At 72.5% G+C, this 20715-nt stretch carries 18 protein-coding genes and 1 pseudogene; 14 read left to right on the top strand and 5 right to left on the bottom strand.

Features of this window, described 5'->3' with window-relative positions; genetic code table 11:
• Positions 1-28: 28 nt before the first annotated feature.
• On the bottom strand, positions 29-790 hold the full coding sequence (locus ACFSL2_RS05780) for a hypothetical protein (protein ID WP_377196934.1): 762 nt from the start codon (positions 788-790) through the stop codon (positions 29-31).
• Between the two features lie 43 nt (positions 791-833).
• Between ACFSL2_RS05780 and ACFSL2_RS05775 the strand changes: the two genes are divergently transcribed.
• The 9 genes from ACFSL2_RS05775 (at position 834) to ACFSL2_RS05735 (ending at position 10800) form a co-directional block, all read left to right on the top strand.
• Positions 834-1631: an ABC transporter ATP-binding protein gene (locus ACFSL2_RS05775; RefSeq protein WP_377196933.1), complete on the top strand. Its 798-nt coding sequence runs from the start codon at positions 834-836 to the stop codon at positions 1629-1631.
• Between the two features lie 221 nt (positions 1632-1852).
• Positions 1853-2281 (top strand): NfeD family protein, encoded by a 429-nt coding sequence (locus ACFSL2_RS05770; protein ID WP_377196932.1) that lies wholly within the window; start codon positions 1853-1855, stop codon positions 2279-2281.
• A 141-nt stretch (positions 2282-2422) separates the two neighbouring features.
• Entirely contained in the window at positions 2423-3562 is a 1140-nt protein-coding gene (locus ACFSL2_RS05765) for an SPFH domain-containing protein (protein ID WP_377196931.1), read from the top strand.
• A 122-nt stretch (positions 3563-3684) separates the two neighbouring features.
• Positions 3685-4560 (top strand): TetR/AcrR family transcriptional regulator, encoded by an 876-nt coding sequence (locus ACFSL2_RS05760; RefSeq protein WP_377196930.1) that lies wholly within the window; start codon positions 3685-3687, stop codon positions 4558-4560.
• Entirely contained in the window at positions 4560-6311 is a 1752-nt protein-coding gene (locus ACFSL2_RS05755; protein WP_377196929.1) for an ABC transporter ATP-binding protein, read from the top strand. The genes ACFSL2_RS05760 and ACFSL2_RS05755 overlap by 1 nt, the downstream gene beginning before the upstream one ends.
• Before the next feature lie 150 nt (positions 6312-6461).
• Entirely contained in the window at positions 6462-8531 is a 2070-nt protein-coding gene (locus tag ACFSL2_RS05750; protein WP_377196928.1) for an ABC transporter ATP-binding protein, read from the top strand.
• Positions 8532-8686: 155 nt separating this feature from the next.
• Positions 8687-9271: a hypothetical protein gene (locus ACFSL2_RS05745; protein WP_377196927.1), complete on the top strand. Its 585-nt coding sequence runs from the start codon at positions 8687-8689 to the stop codon at positions 9269-9271.
• A complete protein-coding gene (locus ACFSL2_RS05740) occupies positions 9271-9498 on the top strand; it encodes a helix-turn-helix domain-containing protein (protein WP_377196926.1) in 228 nt (75 codons plus the stop codon). Before ACFSL2_RS05745 ends, ACFSL2_RS05740 begins: the two co-directional genes overlap by 1 nt.
• Positions 9499-9519: 21 nt before the next feature.
• Positions 9520-10800, top strand: coding sequence for an endo-1,4-beta-xylanase (locus ACFSL2_RS05735; RefSeq protein WP_377196925.1), 1281 nt, complete (start codon positions 9520-9522; stop codon positions 10798-10800).
• A gap of 2 nt (positions 10801-10802) precedes the next feature.
• On the opposite strand, the gene ACFSL2_RS05730 is transcribed toward ACFSL2_RS05735, so the two are convergent.
• Positions 10803-11579 carry an SDR family oxidoreductase gene (locus ACFSL2_RS05730; protein WP_377196924.1) on the bottom strand — a complete coding sequence of 259 codons (777 nt, stop codon included), beginning with the start codon at positions 11577-11579 and terminating at the stop codon, positions 10803-10805.
• Positions 11580-11680: 101 nt separating this feature from the next.
• On the opposite strand from ACFSL2_RS05730, the gene ACFSL2_RS05725 reads away from it, so the two are divergent.
• Both ACFSL2_RS05725 and ACFSL2_RS05720 read left to right on the top strand, forming a co-directional pair.
• Entirely contained in the window at positions 11681-12514 is an 834-nt protein-coding gene (locus ACFSL2_RS05725; RefSeq protein WP_377196923.1) for a helix-turn-helix transcriptional regulator, read from the top strand.
• A 112-nt stretch (positions 12515-12626) separates the two neighbouring features.
• Positions 12627-13028, top strand: a complete 402-nt coding sequence (locus ACFSL2_RS05720) for a YchJ family protein (protein WP_377196922.1) — start codon at positions 12627-12629, stop codon at positions 13026-13028.
• A 133-nt stretch (positions 13029-13161) separates the two neighbouring features.
• Here ACFSL2_RS05720 and ACFSL2_RS05715 read toward each other — a convergent pair whose 3' ends face one another.
• Positions 13162-13773 carry a response regulator transcription factor gene (locus ACFSL2_RS05715; RefSeq protein ID WP_377196921.1) on the bottom strand — a complete coding sequence of 204 codons (612 nt, stop codon included), beginning with the start codon at positions 13771-13773 and terminating at the stop codon, positions 13162-13164.
• Positions 13770-14984 (bottom strand): sensor histidine kinase, encoded by a 1215-nt coding sequence (locus ACFSL2_RS05710; protein ID WP_377196920.1) that lies wholly within the window; start codon positions 14982-14984, stop codon positions 13770-13772. Before ACFSL2_RS05710 ends, ACFSL2_RS05715 begins: the two co-directional genes overlap by 4 nt.
• 188 nt (positions 14985-15172) lie before the next feature.
• On the opposite strand from ACFSL2_RS05710, the gene ACFSL2_RS05705 reads away from it, so the two are divergent.
• Both ACFSL2_RS05705 and ACFSL2_RS05700 read left to right on the top strand, forming a co-directional pair.
• Positions 15173-16051 (top strand): hypothetical protein, encoded by an 879-nt coding sequence (locus tag ACFSL2_RS05705; RefSeq protein ID WP_377196919.1) that lies wholly within the window; start codon positions 15173-15175, stop codon positions 16049-16051.
• 81 nt (positions 16052-16132) lie between these two features.
• Positions 16133-18889, top strand: a complete 2757-nt coding sequence (locus tag ACFSL2_RS05700; protein ID WP_377196918.1) for a hypothetical protein — start codon at positions 16133-16135, stop codon at positions 18887-18889.
• A gap of 45 nt (positions 18890-18934) precedes the next feature.
• On the opposite strand, the gene ACFSL2_RS05695 is transcribed toward ACFSL2_RS05700, so the two are convergent.
• Entirely contained in the window at positions 18935-19564 is a 630-nt protein-coding gene (locus ACFSL2_RS05695) for a sigma-70 family RNA polymerase sigma factor (protein WP_377196917.1), read from the bottom strand.
• Between the two features lie 278 nt (positions 19565-19842).
• On the opposite strand from ACFSL2_RS05695, the pseudogene ACFSL2_RS05690 reads away from it, so the two are divergent.
• Positions 19843-20672 (top strand): annotated as a pseudogene (locus ACFSL2_RS05690) (Y-family DNA polymerase).
• Positions 20673-20715 lie beyond the last annotated feature (43 nt).

Genomic DNA, 20715 nt, shown 5'->3' with positions numbered 1-20715 from the left:
TCGAGCCTGCTGAACGACGGTCAGCAGGTCAGCGCACCTCGCCGTACGTCGCCGCGCTCATCGCGTGGCGGGCCGTGCGGTCCACCTCGCGCAGCGCCGTGGACCGCTGGTCGACCTGGAAGACGTTCACCGCGCCGCCGTCGTCCACCGTGCCGAGCGCCACGATCGCCCGCAGGCGGCTGGCGAGGTCCAGCACGCGGGCGCGCCGCCCGTCCAGGTGCGGCACCGGCCAGGACGACGTGCTCGCGGACCGGATCCGCTCGATGGCGTCCGCGGCGTCGTCGCGCCACCGGGCGACGTCGAGCTGGTCCAGGGCATCCGTCGCGGTCATCAGGCTCGTGCGCAGCTCGCGCTCGGCGTCGGCGACCGAACCGATCGCCGCGTGCACGAGCGTGGTCCACGCGGGGACCTCCAGCACGTGCCACGTCACCAGGTGCCCCGGCTCGATGTGGCTGCCGAACGCCTCGACCCGGGGGACCGCCGCCCAGCTCCCGGTGGGTGTCGTGACCACCACGCACTCCCCGGCGTCGGTCGCCTCGTGATTGGCCGCCGCGGGGACCCCCGCGGCATCGCCGGGTGCGGGCAGCAGCGCGCACACCTCCCGGGGCCCGGTGGTCCAGGCCGTGAAGAGGGTGTCGAGGTCGGTGCCGTCGGCAAAGCCGGGTAGCCCCTCCACGGTGTGCGGCTCGTCGTCGCCCACCACGGACTTCACGGCGTCCGAGGTGTCGCCTACGCCCTGCAGCCACAGGGCGAGCAGCACGCTCCGTGGGAGGTCCTGATCGGTGTCCACCGCAGAACTGTAAATGACTCCTCCTCGGGTAGGGTCGGTGCTCATGAGCTCGGTTCTCCACCTTGCGGGCGTCACCGTCCGTCGCGGCACCTCGACCATCCTCGATTCCGTCGACTGGCAGGTGAACGAAGGAGAACGATGGATCGTGCTCGGCCCGAACGGTGCGGGCAAGACAACTCTCCTCCAGATTGTCGCAGCGCGCCTGCACCCGACATCGGGCGAGGCCACGATCCTCGACTCCACCCTCGGCAAGGTCGACGTCTTCGAGCTGCGCCCGCGGATCGGCATCTCCAGCGCGGCGCTCGCGGAGCGCCTGCCGACCGCGGAGACGGTGCGCGACGTCGTGCTGACGGCCGCCTACGGCGTGACCGGACGCTGGCACGAGACCTACGACGAGCTCGACGAGCAGCGGGCCAAGGACCTGCTCGCGGTGTTCGACGTCGACCACCTCGCCGACCGCACCTACGGCACCCTGTCGGAGGGTGAGCGCAAGCGTGTGCAGATCGCCCGAGCCCTGATGACCGACCCGGAGCTGCTGCTGCTCGACGAGCCCGGCGCGGGCCTCGACCTGGGCGGCCGTGAGGAGCTGGTCGGTGCGCTGTCCGAGCTCGCGCACGACCCGGCCTCGCCGGTCCTGGTCCACGTGACGCACCACGTCGAGGAGATCCCGCCGGGCTTCACGCACCTGCTGCTCATGAAGAAGGCGGGCATCCAGGCTGCCGGCCCGATCGAGGAGGTGCTCACCGCGGACAACCTCTCGGAGGCGTTCGGGCTGCCCCTCGTCGTGGCGCACGGCGGCGGGCGCTGGCTCGCCCGTTCCGCCGCTGACCTGCGTTCGTAGCGCACGCACGGGGCCCGCGGAAAACCTCCGCCGGCGAAAAGGGCGGCGTTCTCAAGAAATCGCGTCGAAACACCGGTTTTTGCTACCACTGTGTCAGTGGACCTTGGTAAAGTCCGGGCAAAGGTCCGAGGTAGCGGTAGATTCACCGCGAGGACCCGCCGGCGGAGAGGTTCTGTCGGCGACCGGTCGCCAACCGGAGTGGACGCTCGGAGGGAGCAGCCATGGACTGGTTGTGGTGGGTAGGAGCCGCGCTGGTATTCGCGCTGATCGAACTCTTGTCGCTGGACTTCGTCTTCATCATGTTCGCGGGCGGGGCGCTGGCCGCAGGCGCGGCGAACGCCGCCGGTGCCGAGCTGTGGGTGCAGGCCATCGTCTTCGTCGTGGCATCGGTGGTGCTGCTGGTGACGCTGCGGCCCACGCTGATCCGCCACCTGCGCAACAACACGCCCAAGGCGCCGACCAACGCGGAGGCGAACGTGGGTCGCACCGCGTCGGTGGTCCAGGAGGTCAGCACCGCATCGGGACTGATCAAGCTGAGCGGCGAGGTGTGGAGCGCACGAGCCGTACCCGGCTCGCCTCTGCTGCCCGCCGGCACTAGCGTTCGTGTGGTCCAGATCGACGGCGCCACCGCCGTCGTCGAGTCGGCGTAGTCGCCTGGCTCCTGGGCGTGATCCTTGCAGCAGTACCAGCGTGAAGCAGTAACCAGACAAGTCCAGTCAGAAGCTTGCTGTTCAAAGTCAGAAGCGTGAAAACCGTCCGTGCGGGCCTAGGCGCCCGCGTAAGGAGACGTCGTGGAGTCATTCGGGCAAGTCCTGCTCTATCTGATCATTGCCCTGGTCGTGATCGTCGGTGTCGTCGCGGTGATCCGCGCCGTGCGGATCGTTCCCCAGTCCGTGGCGCTCGTGGTCGAGCGCCTGGGCCGGTACTCGAAGACGCTCGACCCCGGCCTGCACGTGCTGGTGCCGTTCGTCGACCGGGTCCGCGCCGGCGTGGACCTGCGCGAGCAGGTCGTGTCGTTCCCGCCCCAGCCGGTGATCACCAGCGACAACCTGGTGGTCGAGATCGACACCGTCATCTACTTCCAGGTGACGGACGCCAAGTCCGCGGTCTACGAGATCGCGAACTACATCACGGCGATCGAGCAGCTCACGGTCACCACGCTGCGTAACGTCATCGGCTCGATGGACCTGGAGCAGACGCTCACCAGCCGTGACCAGATCAACGGCCAGCTCCGTGGCGTGCTCGACGAGGCGACCGGGCGCTGGGGCATCCGCGTCAACCGCGTCGAGCTCAAGTCGATCGAGCCGCCGCCCTCGATCCAGGGCGCGATGGAGCAGCAGATGCGCGCCGAGCGGGACCGCCGTGCGGCGATCCTGACCGCGGAGGGCATCAAGCAGTCGGCCATCCTGACCGCCGAGGGTGAGAAGCAGTCGGCCATCCTGACCGCCGAGGGTGACGCGCAGTCGCAGATCCTCCGGGCCGAGGGTGAGTCCCGCGCGATCATCCAGGTGTTCGAGGCCATCCACCGCGGTGACCCGGACCCGAAGCTGCTCGCGTACCAGTACCTGCAGATGCTCCCGCAGATCGCGAAGGGCGACTCGAACACGACGTGGGTCATCCCCACCGAGTTCACCGCTGCGCTGGGCAGCATCGCCAAGGGCTTCGGCGGCGCGCCCGGCACACCGGGCATCCCGGACCCCTCCGGCGACGACAGCCCGTCGACCGGCCCGCGGACGTCCGTCCTCGACAAGCCGCTGCTGCAGGACCCGGGTGAGGCCCTCGCCGAGGCGCAGCGCCAGGCCGAGGCCGCCGTGGCCGACGCGACGAGCGCGGGCACGCGTTCGGGCGAACCGTTCGACCCGCGGACCGAGCGTGGCCAGCAGCCCGGTGGCGGCACGACGCCGCCCCCGCCGGCACCGCCGGCCGGCTGAGCCGCCTCCTGCGAAGTTGTCAGACCCCCAGGTCGCTCCGGTGACCTGGGGGTCTGACGCGTCTGGGGGAGTGGCGAAGAACTCAGTTGCGGAGTGAGTGCTCACTCAATTAGCCTTCCCGCATGGACAACGCACGACGCCGAGCCTCGCCGATGACCCCGGACGAACGACGGGCTGCGATCGCGGACGCGGTCATGCCCCTGGTCGCCGAGCGCGGCCTCGACGTCACCAGCCGCGAGCTCGCCGAGGCCGCCGGGGTCGCGGAGGGCACGCTGTTCCGCGCGTTCGGCGACAAGACGGCGCTCGTGGGCGCCGTCGCCATCGAGGGCCTGTCCCGCGCGGGCCGCCCCGAGGACACGCTCGCGGAGCTCACCGGGATCGACCTGACGCTGCCGCTGGAACGGCGGCTGGAGCTCGTGATCGAGCTGGGCCGCCACCGGACGGCCGAGGTGATGCGGTGGATGTCCGTGCTGCGTCGCATGGCACCGCAACCGGGCATGGGTGCCCCACCGGGCGCGGTGGTGCCGGGCGTCTCGCCGGGGCCGCCGCCGGTGCGCGGCGGGCCGCGGGGCACGGTCGTTCCCGGTCCGCCGCCCGGGCTGCCCGGCGCGGTTCCCGGCCCGGGTGCGGCCGCCGACCAGCACGAGCGCATGCTCAGCTATCGCCGGACGTTCCTGGAGCAGCGCGCCCGACAGCACGACGCCACGGTCGAGGGCATCACCGCCGTCCTGGCGCCCGACCTGCACCGCCTCCGGGTCCCGGTCGAGGTGGCGGTCGCGCTGGTCGAGTCGGCCATCGTGGGCACGCACTCGCGGGTCGACCACCTGCTGCCGACGGTGCCTGCCGGCGTCCTGGCCGACGCCCTCGTGAACGGCCTGGCCGGTCCCGGAAAAATGTCTGGCCCTGACGGGTCGAACGATGCAGCCTCCAGTACTGCCGCACCGGGCGCCCCGGCCCCTGGTTCTCCAGCCCCCAGCCCCGAAGGGAACCCTCTTTAATGCTTGTCACGCTAGCCCGGAAGTATCTGGGTCCGTACCGCTGGGCGGTGGTAGCGGTGCTCGTCCTGCAGCTGGTGCAGACGCTCGGCGCGCTGTATCTGCCCAGCCTGAACGCGGACATCATCGACGACGGCGTGGTGGCCGGCGACATCGGCCACATCTGGACCACGGGCGGCTGGATGCTCGTCGTCTCGCTGGGCCAGGTCGTCGCCTCGGTCGTCGCCGTCTACTTCGGCGCCCAGGTCGCGACGGCCTTCGGCCGGGACGTGCGCCGCGACCTGTTCCACACCGTCCAGACCTACTCGGCGCGGGAGATGGCCCGGTTCGGCGCGCCGACCCTGATCACCCGCGGCACCAACGACGTGCAGCAGGTCCAGATGACCGTGCTCATGACGTTCACCATCATGGTGATGGCGCCCATCATGCTGGTCGGCGGCGTGATCATGGCGCTGTCGGAGGACGTGAGCATGTCGGGCCTCCTGCTCGTCATCGTGCCCGTGCTCGGCATCACGGCCGGCCTCATCGTGTGGCGCATGGTGCCGCACTTCCGCCGGATGCAGAAGCGCATCGACGCGATCAACGCGGTGCTGCGCGAGCAGATCACGGGCCTGCGGGTGGTCCGCGCGTTCGTGCGGGAGCAGCGGGAGAAGGAGCGCTTCGCCGAGGTGAACGAGGCGCTGTTCGACACGTCGCTGCGCGCCGGCCGCCTCATGGCGCTCACGTTCCCCGTGGTCATGCTGATCATGAACATGTCGTCCGTGCTGGTGCTCTGGTTCGGTGCCCGCGAGGTCGAGGCGGGGGGCATGCAGATCGGCTCCCTGACGGCGTTCCTGAGCTACCTCATGTACATCCTGATGGCCGTGATGATGTCGACGATGATCTTCATGATGATCCCGCGTGCCGCCGTGGCGGCGGAGCGCATCGGCGAGGTCCTGGAGACCGAGCCGTCCGTCGTCGACCCGGCCGCTCCGGTGGCGTTCGCGGCCCGGCCGGCCGGTGGTGGCCCGAGCGGGCGGGTCACCTTTGAGGACGTCGAGTTCCGCTACCCGGGTGCCGAGGCACCCGTGCTGCACGACCTGACGTTCAGCGCGGAGCCCGGCCAGATCACGGCGATCATCGGCTCGACGGGCTCGGGCAAGTCGACGCTGCTCAACCTCGTGCCCCGCCTGTTCGACGCGACGGGCGGCTCGGTGCGGATCGACGACGTCGACGTGCGCGACGTGCTGCAGAGCGAGCTCGGCTCGGTGATGGGGCTGGTGCCGCAGAAGGCGTTCCTGTTCACCGGGACCATCGCGGACAACCTCAGGTACGGCAAGTCCGACGCGTCGGAGGAGGAGATGTGGGCGGCGCTCGAGGTGGCGCAGGCCCGCGACTTCGTCGAGGCACTGCCGGACGGCCTGGAGTCGGTCGTCGCCCAGGGCGGTGCCACGTTCTCCGGCGGGCAGCGCCAGCGGCTCGCCATCGCGCGGGCCGTGATCCGCAAGCCGCGGATCTACCTGTTCGACGACAGCTTCTCCGCCCTCGACTACGCCACCGACGCGCGGCTCCGGGCGGCTCTGCGGCCGCAGACCCGGGACGCGACGGTGATCGTCGTCGCTCAGCGCGTGGCGACCATCCGCGATGCCGAGCAGATCCTGGTGCTCGACCACGGCCGCATCGTCGGCCGCGGTACGCACACCGAGCTGCTGGCCGACAACGGGACGTACCAGGAGATCGTGACGTCCCAGATGAGCCTGGAGGAGGCCGCATGATCGACGATGGCGGAGCCCTGATCGTGTGGGCCGACCGGGTGCGGGTGTCCCGCAGAGCACTGGAGGAGGCCGCGTGAGCGACGATGGCGGAGCCCTGATCGTGTGGGCCGACCGGGTGCGGGTGTCCCGCAGAGCACTGGAGGAGGCCGCATGAGCGCGCAGGACAAGCCCCAGGGCGCGACGGCGGGTGCGCCGGGCGGTGCGGCGCCCGCGGGTACGGCCGGTCCGGCCACCGCGCCGACGGCGCCCCCGCGCGGTCCCGCGGGTCCGGGCCCGGGGCGCGGCCCCGGCGGGCCGATGGGCAGCATGGGGATGCCCGTGCAGAAGCCGTTGGACTTCAGGGGTTCGCTGCGCCGGTTCGCCGGCGCGCTGCGCCCCGAACGGCTCAACGTCGCGGTGCTCATGGCGCTCGGCATCGGTGCGGTGGCGCTCACCGTGCTCGGCCCCAAGCTGCTCGGCAACGCGACGAACGTGATCTTCGCCGGCTTCGTGGGTGCCCAGCTGCCCGCCGGCGTGACCACCGACCAGGCGATCGCGGGGCTGCGCGCCGAGGGCCAGGACCAGCAGGCGGACCTGATCTCCGGCATGCCGGGACTCGTGCCCGGCCAGGGCATCGACTTCACGCTGCTGATGCAGACCCTCGGCTGGGTCGTGGCGGCCTACACCGGGGCCTTCCTGTTCGGCTGGCTGCAGTCGCGCATCACCACCGGTGTGGTGCAGCGGACCATGCGGAACCTGCGCGACGAGGTGGAGTCCAAGCTGCACCGCATCCCGTTGTCGTACGTGGACGCCAAGCAGCGCGGGGAGATCCTCTCGCGGGTCACCAACGACATCGACAACGTGGCCCAGACGACCACCCAGACGCTCGCGCAGCTCGTGACGGCCCTGCTCACCGTGGTGGGCGTGCTGGGCATGATGTTCTGGATCTCGCCGGTCCTCGCCCTCGTGGCGCTGGTGACGGTGCCGCTGTCCGTGATCGTGACCATGCAGATCGCGAAGCGCAGCCAGCCGCAGTTCGTGGAGCAGTGGGCGGCCACGGGGCGGCTCAACGCGCACATCGAGGAGTCGTTCACCGGCCACTCGCTCGTGAAGGTCTACGGGCACCAGGAATCGACCGCCGAGGTGTTCGCCGCGGAGAACCGTGCACTGTACTCGTCGAGCTTCAAGGCGCAGTTCATCTCGGGCACGATCCAGCCCGCCATGGGGTTCCTCGGCAACCTGAACTACGTGCTCGTCGCGGTGATCGGCGGGCTCCGCGTGGCGTCCGGCACGCTGTCGCTGGGTGACGTGCAGGCGTTCATCCAGTACTCGCGCCAGTTCACGCAGCCGCTCACCCAGGTGGCCTCGATGATGAACCTGCTGCAGTCAGGCGTCGCCTCGGCGGAGCGGGTGTTCGACCTGCTCGACGCGCCCGAGCAGTCGCCGGACCCGGCGACGTCGCAGAAGGTGGAGCCCGTGCGCGGGCGGGTCGCGTTCGAGGACGTCACGTTCTCGTACACGCCCGACCAGCAGCTCATCACCGGCCTGAACCTGGTCGCCGAGCCGGGACAGACCATCGCCATCGTCGGTCCCACGGGCGCCGGCAAGACGACGCTGGTCAACCTCCTCATGCGGTTCTACGAGGTGGACGGCGGACGCATCACGCTCGACGGCGTCGACACGCGCGACATGTCGCGCGACGACCTGCGCTCGTCGGTCGGGATGGTGCTGCAGGACACCTGGCTCTTCAAGGGCACCATCGAGGAGAACCTGCGGTACGGGGTGTCCGATGGTGCGACCGTCGGCGAGGAGGAGTTCCTCGCCGCCACCCGGGCCACCCACGTGGACCCGTTCGTGCGGACGCTGCCCGACGGCTACGACACCGTCGTGGACGAGGAGGGCTCGTCGGTCTCGGCCGGTGAGAAGCAGCTGCTCACGCTCGCGCGGGCGTTCCTCGCGGACCCGGCGATCCTGGTGCTCGACGAGGCGACCTCGTCCGTCGACACCCGCACCGAGGTGCTCGTGCAGGAGGCCATGAACCGGCTGCGCAAGGACCGCACGTCGTTCGTCATCGCGCACCGGCTGTCCACGATCCGCGACGCGGACGTGATCCTCGTGATGGAGCACGGCGACATCGTGGAGCAGGGCTCGCACGACGAGCTGCTCGCGGCCGACGGCGCCTACGCGCGGCTGTACGCGAGCCAGTTCGCGGCGCCGGTCGTGGAGGAGCCGGCGCCGTAGCGGATGACCATGCACCTGCTGCCAGTCCGATGCGGATCTTGGCAGCAGGTGCATGGTCGTCGCGTCGCGCGGCCGCCGGCGGGCGTTGACGTGTCCCGGCGTATCGTGTTTCGATAGTATCGACAAACGATATGGTGACGACCAAGGGTGGCGACATGAGCAGGCGGCTCGACGCACAGCGACAGAACTTCGAGGTGATGGCGCTCGCGGGCGGCCTGGGGATCCTCGCCGGGCTCGGGTTCATCGTCCGTGACCTGGTGCGGATCGTGCCCAACCGGGACGTCCCGGTCCCGGTCGATCTCGCGACGATGCCGCACGACGTGCTGCTGGGTGGTACCGCTGCCGCACAGGCGACGGAGGCGGTGATCCGGGTCTCCGACCTGCGTCCGGTGCCGTATGCGGCCGTGCTGACCGCGGCCCTGCTGCCGACGCTGGTGCTGATGATGGTGGCCGCGTGCTTCGCCGTGCTCGGCCGGTCGTTCGCGAGCGGCGACTTCTTCGCCCCGGCCGGCCTGCGGGCGATGAAGGTCACGTCGATCACGCTCGTGTTCGGCTCCGTAGTGATCCCGACCCTGCAGGTGATGGCCGCGAACAGTGCCCTGGCCAGTGTCGGCGTCGACTTCGGCCAGCGCATGGGGACCGACTGGGTGCTGTTCGCAGGGGGTCTGCTGCTCGGCTCCGCCTGGTACGCGTTCCAGCGCGGCGCTCGCCTGCAGCGGGACACCGAAGGCCTCGTCTGATGCCGACGGAGGACGACGGTCGCGTGCACTGCCGCCTCGACGAGCTGCTGGCGGAGCGCGGTATGACGCTGGCGCGGCTGGCCGAGCTGGTCGGGGTCACGGTGGTGAACCTGTCGGTGCTCAAGAACGACCGGGCCCGGGCGATCCGGTTCTCCACGCTGACGGCGGTCTGCGACGTGCTGCAGTGCGAGGTGGGCGAGCTGCTCGTCGTCGTGCCGCCCGAGTGAGGCGGCCGCTAGGGTCGGCGCGTGACTTCTCTCTTCACCGCGCCCGACGGCGGACGCACACCCGACCCCGGCCTGGCGCACCGGCGCGCCGACGCCACCGTGACCCTGCGCGGACCGGACGGTGCGCCGCTGGCCGACCGTGACGTCGTCGTGCGGCAGACGCGGCACGAGTTCCTGTTCGGCTGCATCGGGTTCGACCTGGTGGACCTCGCGAACGGCGCCTCGCAGGACCCGGAGTACGACGGCCGGCTCGCCGCGGCGTGGTTCGACGTGTTCAACCAGACCACGCTGCCCTTCTACTGGGGCACGTTCGAGCCGGAGCGCGGGGCGCCGCAGACCGAGCGCCTGCTCCGCGCGGCCCGCTGGTTCGGTGAGCGCGGCACCGTGGTCAAGGGGCACCCCCTGGTGTGGCACACCGTCCAGCCGGGCTGGCTCCTGGGGCTGCCCGACGCCGAGGTGGAGCGGCTGCAGCGCGAGCGCATCCGGCGCGACGTCGCGGCGTTCCGAGGCGTGATCGACACGTGGGACGCGATCAACGAGGTGGTGATCATGCCCGTGTTCACCGCCGAGGAGAACGCGATCACGCCGCTGGCTCGCCGCAAGGGCCGCGTCGAGACGATCCGGATGGCGTTCGAGGAGGCGCGTGCCGAGAACCCGGGCGCAACGCTTCTGCTGAACGATTTCGACATGTCGACCGCGTACGAGTGCCTGATCGAGGCGGTGCTGGAGGCCGGTATCCCGATCGACCGGCTCGGCCTGCAGAGCCACATGCACCAGGGCTACTGGGGCGAGGAGAAGACGCTCGCGATCCTGGACCGGTTCTCCCGGTACAACATCCCGATCCACTTCACGGAGACCACGCTGATGTCGGGCGACGTGATGCCCCAGCACGTGGTGGACCTCAACGACTGGCAGGTCGAGTCCTGGCCGTCCACGCCCGAGGGGGAGGAGCGTCAGGCGGACGAGGTCGAGCGTCACTATCGGACGCTGCTGTCCCACCCGAGCGTGGAGGCCATGACGTACTGGGGCTTGTCCGACCGGGGAATGTGGCTGGGCGCCCCCGGCGGGCTCCTCCGGGCGGACGGTTCTCCCAAGCCGGCGTTCACGCGCCTGCGCGAGCTGGTCAAGGGCGAGTGGTGGCTGCCCCCGACCCCGCTGCGCACCGACGCCGAGGGCCGGGTGCGGTTCAGTGGCTTCCTGGGCGACTACCGGATCGAGCCGGCCGACGGCGGCGGCGCCGCCGAGGTGACGCTGGCGGATCCGGGCGCGACCGCCCGGAACGCCAGCCTCTCGCCGAGGTAGCCCTACCTCGCCGGGGCGGCTGTGGCCGCCGCGGGGTCGGTCGCGTTGAGCGTCGCCACGACGTCGTCGTAGTCGCCGCGCACCTCGCCGTAGCGCAGGAACTTGACCCGCTCGACCTGGATCTCGTGCGCGTCCGGCTCGGCCTCCAGGAGCGCCAGCACCTCGTCGGCGTACTCGTCCAGGGGCATCGCGTGCTCGTCCGTGGCGTGGCCGGGGATGATGTCGGTCTGCACGGACGGCGGCACCAGCTCCGTCACTCCCACGCTCGTGCCCGCGAACTGCAGCCGGATCGTCTCCGACAGCATGTGGACGGCGGCCTTGCTCGCGTTGTAGGTCGGCGTCGGGCGCAGCGGAGCGTGCGCCAGGCCGGAGGACACGGTGAGGATGGTCGCGTCCGGCCGCGACTGCAGGTGCTCGGTGAAGGCGGCGATCAGCCGGATCGGGCCCAGCACGTTCGTGGCGACGACGGCTTCGGCGTCCTGGAGGAAGTCGGGGTTGCGCCAGTTCTCGGCACGCATGATCCCGGCCATCGGGACCAGCACGTTGACGTCGGGGAACCGCTCGATCACGTCGGCGGAGGCCGTGCTGATCGAGTCGGGGTCGGTCGTGTCGATCCGGACGGTGGCGAAGCCGTGGTCGACGACGGCGGCGTCGAGCGCCTCCGTGTTCCGACCGCCGACGATCACGGTGTTGCCCTTCGCCTGGAGCCGGAGCGCGAGCGCGAGGCCGATGCCGCGGGTCCCGCCGGGGATGAAGATGGTGTTGCCGGTGATGTTCATGGCTCCACCGTGGGTTCCCGGGATCGACGGCGGGAGAGACCCGGTGAACCAGGGACCGGCGATCCCTGGCTCGCGGCCGCTGCCCGGCGCACCATGGGGACATGAACCGCGCAGCCTTCGCCGACTTTCTCCGCCGCCGCCGCGAGGCACTGCGCCCGTCCGACGTCGGTCTGGTGCCGGGGCCGCGCCGTCGGGCACCCGGGCTGCGCCGCGAGGAGGTGGCAGCCCTGACGGGGATGTCCGTGGACTACTACGCGCGGCTGGAGCAGCAGCGCGGGCCGCAGCCGTCGGAGCAGATGCTCGCCGCGCTCTCCCGCGCGCTGCGCCTGACCGTCGAGGAGCGTGACTACCTGTTCCGGCTCGCCGGGCACGGCGTGCCCCGGCGTATGCCGCTCGAGTCCCACGTGGCCCCCGCCCTGCTGCGGGTGCTGGACCGGCTCGAGGACTCCCCGGCGCTGATCCTGTCGGGCCTGGGCGAGGCGGTCGCGCAGAACCGGCTGGCCGAGGCGATCTTCGGCGTGCCGCCGGCCACCGGCCTGGGCCGCAGCTCGGTGTACCGGTGGTTCATGCAGCCCGAGTCCAGGAACGTGTACCCGCCGGAGGACCACGAGCGGCACGGCCGGAGTCAGGTCGCTGCCCTCCGGGCCGCGCTCTCGGCGGCCGGTCCCGGCTCGGTCGCCGACGAGATCCTGCGGGTCCTGCTGCGGGAGAGCCCCGAGTTCGTGCGGGTGTGGGAGCGGCACGAGGTGTCCCGCCGGTTCGAGGACCACAAGACGCTGGTGCACCCGGAGCTCGGGCGCATCGACGTGGACTGCCAGGCGCTGTTCACCGAGGACCAGTCCCAGGCGCTCGTGGTGCTCACCCCGGCGCCGGGCAGCGAGGCCGAGGAGAAGATCCGGCTGCTGGCCGTGCTGGGGCACGAGTCCTTCGCATAGCGGGGCTCGGGGCACGCCCCGGGTGCGGAGCCGGGCTCGGGCACGCCCTCCGGGCGCGAAGCCGGGCCCGGCGACCCGCCCGGGAGCACGGCCGGGGTGCGAGGATCGTCCCGTGCACGACGACGAACGCTGCCCCTGCCTCTCCGGCGACACCTACGGCGCCTGCTGCGGGCGCTACCTCTCCGGTGCCGCGCCCGCGCCGACCGCCGAGGCGCTGATGCGCTCGCGGTACTCCGCGTTCGCGACCGGGGACACCGCATACCTGCTGGCGACCTGGGCGCCACAGACCCGGCCGGACACCGTCGGGACCGGCGAGGAGCAGTGGCGCCGCCTCGACATCCACCGCACGGAGCGGGGCGGCCCGTTCGACACGGTCGGCGTCGTCGAGTTCACCGCCTTCTACCGCTACCCGGACACCGGCGTGCGCGGGAGCCTGCACGAGACCAGCCGCTTCGTGCGCGAGGGCGGCCACTGGTACTACGTCGACGGCGACCGGGAGGCGCACGACGGTTAGGTCGGCCTCCGCCCGGCTCTTGTCGCGGCCGAGCGGCGCTGACCCGGCCGGTGGCCTGGTAGCCCGGGGCGTGGCACCCACCACAACGGCATACCGTGCCCCTCGAGCGGGGGACCGCCGCCGGCCCGGTGGCTCAGATCCAGCCCTCTTCCCAGGCACGGTGCGCCGCCGCGTGGCGGGTGGCGACGCCGAGCTTGGCCATCGCCGACGACAGGTAGTTGCGCACCGTGCCGGGCGCGAGGTGCACGGCGGCCGCGATCTCGGACACCGGTGCGCCGGCGCGCGCCTCCCGCAGCACCTCCAGCTCACGGTCGGTCAGCGGGCACTCGTTCTCCGTGAGCGCCGACGCGGCGATCTCCGGGTCCACGTAGCGGTGCCCCACGGCGACGTCGCGCACGATCTGTGCGAGGCGGGCGGCAGGCGTCGACTTGGGCACGAACCCGCTCACCCCGGCGGCAAGGGCGCGGCGCAGGACGGCGGGCCGGGCATGCCGCGTGACGATGATGACGCGGGGTGGCGTGCCGTCGGTGCGGGCCAGGATCTGCGCGGCCGCGTGCAGCCCGTCGGTGGGCGGCATCTCGAGGTCGAGCACGGCGACGTCGGGGCGGTGCTGCTCCGCGAGCTGCACGGCGTGCGTGGTGGTCGCGGCCTGGGCGACGACCTGCAGGTCGTGCTCGAGATCGAGGAGCGAGCAGAGGGCTCCGCGCAGCAGCTCCTCGTCGTCGGCCAGCAGCAGGCGGATCATCCGGCCACCGTAGCCGTGACCACGAACCGGTCGCCGTCGTCGGCCCACGTCAGGTGCCCGCCCACGGTGTGCAGCCGCTCCGCGAGGGACACGAGTCCGGTGCCGTCGCCGGCGCCACCAGTCCCGGCAGTCCCGGTGGCCAGGCCGGCCCCGTCGTCCTGCCCGGCACCCTCGCGCGCGCCGTCGTTGTCGATCGTCAGGCGGGCACCGGCGCCGTCGGGCACCAGGACGAACGCGGCGCGCGTGGCGCGGCTGTGCCGCAGCAGGTTGGTGGTCGCCTCGCGGACCACCAGGCCCAGCAGGCTGCGCGGCGCCTGGGGGAGCGACGCTGCGAGGTCGGCGTCGACGTCGGCCCGGACCGCCACGCCCGCCGCCGACAGGACCTTGGACGCGTTGGCGATCTCCGCGTCGAGGGTGGTGCGCCGGTAGCCCTGTACGAGGGCGCGGGTCTCGCGCAGCGCGTCCCCGGCGAGCTGCTGCACCTCGCGCATCTGCTCGGCGGCCCGGTCGGGGTCGGCCTCCGCCAGCCGCGCCGCGAGCTCGCTCTTCAGAGCGATCACCTGCAGGTGGTGCCCCTGGATGTCGTGCAGGTCGGCGGCGAAGCGGAGCCGCTCGTCGGCCACGGCGAGCTGCCCCGCGAGCCGCCGGGCATCGTCGAGGCGCGCCGCGACCTGCCAGCCGCGGAGCATCCCGAGCATCGCGGGTCCGAACGCCAGGACCATCAGGGCGGGCATCCAGACCGCGTGCCCCACGTCGGGTTCGGCCAGGGCCAGGGCCGTGACCAGGCCCAGCGCGGGCAGGACGACCAGCGTGGCGCCGAGCACCGCCCACGCCCGGCGGGCGGGCAGGAACATGACCAGTACCGCGACCGTGGCGGCCGGCGCGATCGACCAGATCCCGAACTCGCCGAGGGTGAGCGGCACCGCGGCGGCGAGCACCGCCGCGCAGACGGCGGTCACGAGCCAGCCGGCCGACGGGCCCTCGTCGCGGATCCGCCGGGCCAGCAGCACGCCGCACGCCACGATCGTCGTCGCCGTCGCGAGGCCCGTGAGCGCGCGCAGCCCGGCAGGGACCGCCGGGTCCAGCACCCAGTCGCCGACGGCGAAGCCCAGCACGCACGCCACCGTCCCCGCGAGACCCCACCAGACGTTGCGCCGGAAGCTCGCGAGGCCGCTGCCGCCGTCGTCCACGACGGTCCGTGCGGAGCTCATGACGCCATCCTGCCAGCGCCGACGCGGCGCGGGGGCGGCCCGCCGCGCCTTCATGACATCTGTCATCCGAGGTTGTGACAGACGCTCGCGCTCCGGTGCGGTCCGGCACTACTGGGCGCCCCCGGCGTCGGACAGCGTGGGAGACGGCGCGGCGAGGGACGCCGTCCGAGAGCGAGGGAGACGGAGACATGACAGAGACGACGGCACAGAGGGTGTACCCGGACGAGGCCGTGCACCCGGTGGCCCACCCCGGGCCGACGACGTCGGGGCCCAAGGCGCTGCGGTTCTTCGCGCACCTGGCCGAGATGGTCGTGGCGATGCTGCTCGGGATGATGCTCCTGGCGCCCGCGTGGGACTGGGTGGGTGCGGCCCTCGGGATGGAGGCCGTGCTGGTCCGGCCCGACGTCGCCGCCGTGGTGATGGTGCTGGACATGGTGGTCGCCATGACGGTGTGGATGCGGGTCCGGCGCCACGGCTGGCCGGCGATCGGAGAGATGAACGCGGCGATGGCGGCGCCGTTCGCGGTCCTGCTGGTGCTGTTCTGGGCGGGTGCGGCGACCGCGGACGACATGACGCTCTGGGGCCACGTGCTGATGGTGCCGGCGATGGTGGCAGCGATGCTGCTGCGGCCCGCCGAGTACACGGCGCACGCCCACGGGTTCGACCTGGCCTGGCTGCGCGGCCGGTGGCCGGTGCTGATCGGGCTGACGCTGCTCGCCGGCACGATCGCGGGTGGTGCCGCCGACGTGCCGACGTGGCTGGTCCTGGCTGTTGCCTTGGTGTACCCGGTGGTCGGGATCCTCCGGAACAGCATCCGCGGCCGGTCGATGGTGCTGCTCCAGGCGGCGGGGCTCGTGGTGTTCGCGGGGATCAGTCTGCTGGCCGGCGCCCTCGTCGGGCAGGACACCGGGGCCTACGTGCTCGCGGCCGGCCTCGTGGGGCACGGGGTCTGGGACGTGTTCCACCACCGGGCGAACGCGGTGGTGTGGCGCTGGTACGCCGAGACGTGCATCGTCTACGACCTGCTGCTGGCCGCGGCGGTCGTCGCGGTGACGCTGGGCACGTGATCGTACTGATCGCGGCAGGATGCGACCCGCCGCGCGTGGCGGCGGGCGTGTCCGCCCTGGCTGGCTCTACTTTGGGGCGCTATGGACAGCGCCCAGCCCAGCATTCTCGAGCTGCGGATCCACGGCATCGCGAACACTCCGCCGCACGGCACCCTCGACCTGGGGCGGGGGGAGGTGACCCGGTCCGACGGCGACGGCCTCGGCAGCTTCTGGACCCCGACACCCGACGCCGAGGCGCGGGACAGGGCGCTGCCACCGGGGCACGTGCACGCGATCCGGGCGGACGTACGCCGGGAGGCGTACTCGTGGGGTGCGATGGCTCGGGTCGGTGGTCTCCCGTTCGGCGGCGTGCTGGGTCTCGTGGGCACGTTCGCGGTGCGCCTGCTGTGGGCGGCGATGGTCCCGTTCGGGCTGGCGAACGCCGCGTACTGGGCCCGCCGTGTCCCGGCGCCCGACCCGGGCGCGCACCGCCCGCCGTCGGGCAGCGTGCGGCCCGAGGCGACCGCCGCCCTGGCCCGGGTGTTCGCGCTGGGCCTCACCCTCCTGTTCGTGTCGGCGGTGGCGACGGTCTCGCTGTCCGTGATCGGCACCCGCTGCATCGGCCTGGCGACGGCGGGGCCCGATTCCGTGGTCCCGGTCTGCGCGCGCCTGCCCGGCCTGCTGTACGGCCTCGCGCGGATGGACGTCGGTGACCGGCTGGCCCTCCTGTCCCTCGCCCCGGTGCTGCTGGTCGCGGTGCTGGTGGCGGTGGCGCACAGCGGCCAGGTCCGGTTCGAGTCCAAGTTCTCGGTGATGCGCGCCGGGCGCACCGTGCCGCCGTCGGGTCCGCCGCTGCACCGGGCGGGCTTCTGGTCCCAGCGGTCCGGCTCCGGCCTGCTGTGGGCGCACCTGGGCGCCGCCCTCGGGCTGACGGGGCAGTTCCTCAGCTGGACCCGGTACGCCGACCCGGGCCTGCCGATGCCGGCCCTGCCCGTGGCGGGCCTGGTCGTGATCCTGGGCGCGTGCGCGTTCGTCGCCCTGCGCACCGACGACGACGGCGTCCAGGCCGTCGCCCCGCGCTGGAAGGGGCGGGCGGGGCTCGGGGTGTTCGTGGCCGGCCTGGTCGTCTGGCTGCTGGCCTGCTACGCCTGCCTCGCCGGACCGCAGCCGACGGACCTGCCCGCGCTGATCGGGCTCGACCTCGTACCCGCGCTGCTCGGCGTGGGCCTGTTCGGCATCGCGGCGACCGGTCTCGCCTGGCGCACTGCGCGCACGGCCGGGGGAGTCGCGGCCTGGACGGCGGTGCCGGTGATCGCCACGGCCTGCGTCGCGCTGGTCCTGGTCACCGAGCCGGGCGCCCCGCTACGACACCTGCTCGTCGCGGTGGCGGTGCTCGCCGTCCTGAGCCCGGCCGCGGTGGTGCTCGCGGCCATGCTGCTGCGGCGGCGTGCCCACGAGGGGTGGAACGGCGCCGGACCGGGCGTGTTCCTGCTGGTGTCCGCCGCGGCGGCGGCCGTGTACTCCAGCCTGCTGGTGCTCGGCGTGCAGTGGTTCCTGCGCAACGGGGAGAACGCCGCGCCCACGCCCCTCGGGGACGGCCTGGTCGGCATCCCCCGCGGCGTGCCGGACGCCGACCTCGTGCGGGTGCCACCGGTGTACACCGAGTTCGGTACGGCGTCCGTGGTGATCGCGCTCGTCTTCGTGCTGCTGCTGGTCGTGGCGCTGGCCGGGCCCTACGTCATGGACGTGGTCCGCTCGAGGGCGCTGTGGATCCCCGGCGCGCCCCGCACGTTCGGACCGCCCTACGGCCCGGCGGCGCCGGCCTGGCGCGCGGTCGCGGACGCGCCCGAGCCCGACGGCGGCCCCAACCCGGTGCTGGAGCGGGTGCTGCGCGGCCGGCAGGTCGCCGCGATGTCGCACCGGGCGGAGCTCGCCGTGGGTGCCCTGGCGGCCGCCGCCTACGTCGCGGCGCTGGTGGCGCACATCCCCCTGATCGCCCAGCACAGCGACGCCGGCACCGTCCAGGTACCGCCGTGGCTGTCCGGGCTCGCGGTGCCGGCCCTCGGCGTGCTCGCGGCGACGCTGGTGGTCAGCGCCCTGGCGGGTGGCACCGGCGGCGGACCGTCGCGGCCCTGGGGCCTGCTGTGGGACCTGTTGTGCTTCCTGCCGCGCAGCGCGCACCCGTTCGGGCCGCCGAGCTACGCCGAGCGGGTCGTGCCGGAGGTGCGTTCGCGGGTCGACGCCTGGCTCACCGGCGCGGACATCGCCGACGACGCGGAGCGCGAACGCGTGGCACCCACCCGGCGCGTGGTGCTGTCCGCGCACTCGATGGGCGGCGTGCTGGCGGCGGCGGTGGTGCTGATCCGGGCGGGCAACCCGGTGCCGGACCTCACCGACGGGCGCCTCGGCCTGCTGACCTACGGCGTGCAGCTGCGGCCGTTCTTCGGCCGGTTCTTCTCGGACCTCCTGGGCCCGACGACGACCGGCACGCCGCCGTGCACCGGTCCGGCCTGGTCGGCGGACCCGTGGGGCGGACAGGCGAGGGGTGGTCCCGGGCCCGGAGCGACCCCGGCGGCGCCGTTGACGCCGGAGCGCCCCGAGCCCGGCTCGGGGGAACAGGTCACGCTGATGTCGCTGCTGACCTGCGGTGCGAAGCCCGCGTGGGTGAACCTGTGGCGGCGCACCGACTTCCTGGGCTTCCCGGTGGTGGGTTATGGGGTCAACGAGGTGGATCGCGGTGCGGAGGAGATGGACCGGTCGGCCTATCTCTTCGCCGTGGCGACCCACTCCGGGTACCAGTCGTCGTGGGCGTACCACGCGGCGCTGGACGAGGTGATCGATCGGCTGCGGCGGAGGTGAACCGCAGGCTGACGCCGGCTGGGCCGTCGGGTGCCCAGCCGGCGGTCACGCAGCGAGGGGAGCCGGGCTGACGACGTCGCGCAGCCGGGCCAGCGCATGCTCGAGGATCTGTGCCACGCGCTCCTTGGTCACGCCGAGGCGGCGGCCGATCTCGTCGAGGGTGCGGGTGGTGCCGTCCAGGAGCCCGAAGCGCATCTCCAGGACGCGGGCCTCCACGGCGTCGAGGTGGCGCAGGGCCTGCCGGACGCGCCGGCGCAGCATCGTCTGCTCGGGGGTGGGGCCGCTCTGGCTCGCCGTCACGGCGTGCTCGGCGGCGGCGACCGCCCGGACTATGGAGCGGCGCACCCAGCGGGTGGCATAGGCGGCGAACGTGCCGTGCGCGGGGTCGTACGAGTCGGCGGCGCGGACCAGGCCGACGTTGCCCTCCTGCACGAGGTCCATGAACGGCAGCCGGCCGGAGTAGGAGGTCGCGACGGCGGGGACGAGGCGGAGGTGGGCGAGGACGAGACGCTCCTTTGCGTATTGCCCGTCCTTGACCCGCGCTTCGAGCTGCATACGGAAGCTGGGGGAGACCGCAGTGGCGTCGAGGGTGCGTGCGGCGTCGGCTCCGGCGACCGCCCGCTCAAGGAGCGACTCGAGCTGCGCGTCGTCCAACGACGGCGTGCGCTCGATCATCGCAGCGTAGGACTCGGGCAACGCCGGGTGCGGACTGTGTTCCTTCGTGCGCCGTGCACGCGACGACCGGGAATTTCGGGTAGTTCTCATCGCAACTCTCCTCACGAGCGGGACGAACTTTCCTTGCCCGGAGCATATGGAGTCTTGGGGCCCGAAGGAAGCATGGAGGATTTCGCTGTGAGAGATAACGGGACGATAACGGCGCGCTCGTGCGGTTTCGCGCGCAACACCGGTTCCGACCAGGTGACAGCACGGGGCCGTCCCGCGAGACTCGTGTCATGAGCCCGCGCGCGTTTCGCTGGGTGCTGCACGTCGACCTCGACCAGTTCCTGGTCGCGGTCGAGGTCCTGCGGCGCCCGGAGCTCGCCGGAAAGCCGGTGATCGTGGGCGGGCGTGGTGACCCGACCGAGCGGGCGGTGGTCTCGACCGCCTCCTACGAGGCGCGGGCGTTCGGCGTCGGGTCGGGCATGCCGCTGCGCATCGCGGCCCGCAAGGTCCCGGACGCGATCATCCTGCCCGTCGACCACGAGGCCTACCTCGAGGCATCCGGGCACGTGATGGACACCCTCCGTGGGCTCGGCACGGTGGTGGAGGTGCTCGGCTGGGACGAGGCGTTCCTGGGCTGCGACGCCGACGACCCGGAACCGGTCGCCCACCGGGTCCAGGAGGCGGTCCTCGCCGCCACCGAGCTGCCTGGTACGGCGACCTGGGCCGCGGGCACGGTTCCGCCGTCGTCGACGACGCGCCCTGGGTGGCGCGCGGGCACAGCCGCGAGACCACCTATCAGCGCAACCTCACCACGCCCGAGCAGGTGGAGGCGGCCCTGCGGGATCTCGTCACGCAGGTGCACGCCGACACCGAGGCCGAGGGTCGGCCGGTCTTCCGCATGGGTCTCAAGGTGCGCTACGCACCCTTCGTCACGCAGAGCTGCTCGAAGAAGCTCCCGGCGCCGACACGGTCGCTCGGCGAGATGACCACCGCCGTCCTCGCCCTCGCGGCGGGCATGGAGCCGCGACGTGAGGTGCGCCTGCTCGGCGTGCGCGCCGAGATGGTCATGCCCGACGGTGGCGACGCGATCGAGCGCACGCCCGTCCGCGGCCGGATCTGACCGGCGGACCCGGCCGTGCCCGCGGCGACGTGCCGGTCAGGGA

This window comes from Promicromonospora aerolata (assembly GCF_042682255.1).
GTDB classification, from domain to species: Bacteria; Actinomycetota; Actinomycetes; order Actinomycetales; family Cellulomonadaceae; genus Promicromonospora; species Promicromonospora aerolata.
This window is presented reverse-complemented; position numbering and strand designations above follow the sequence as displayed.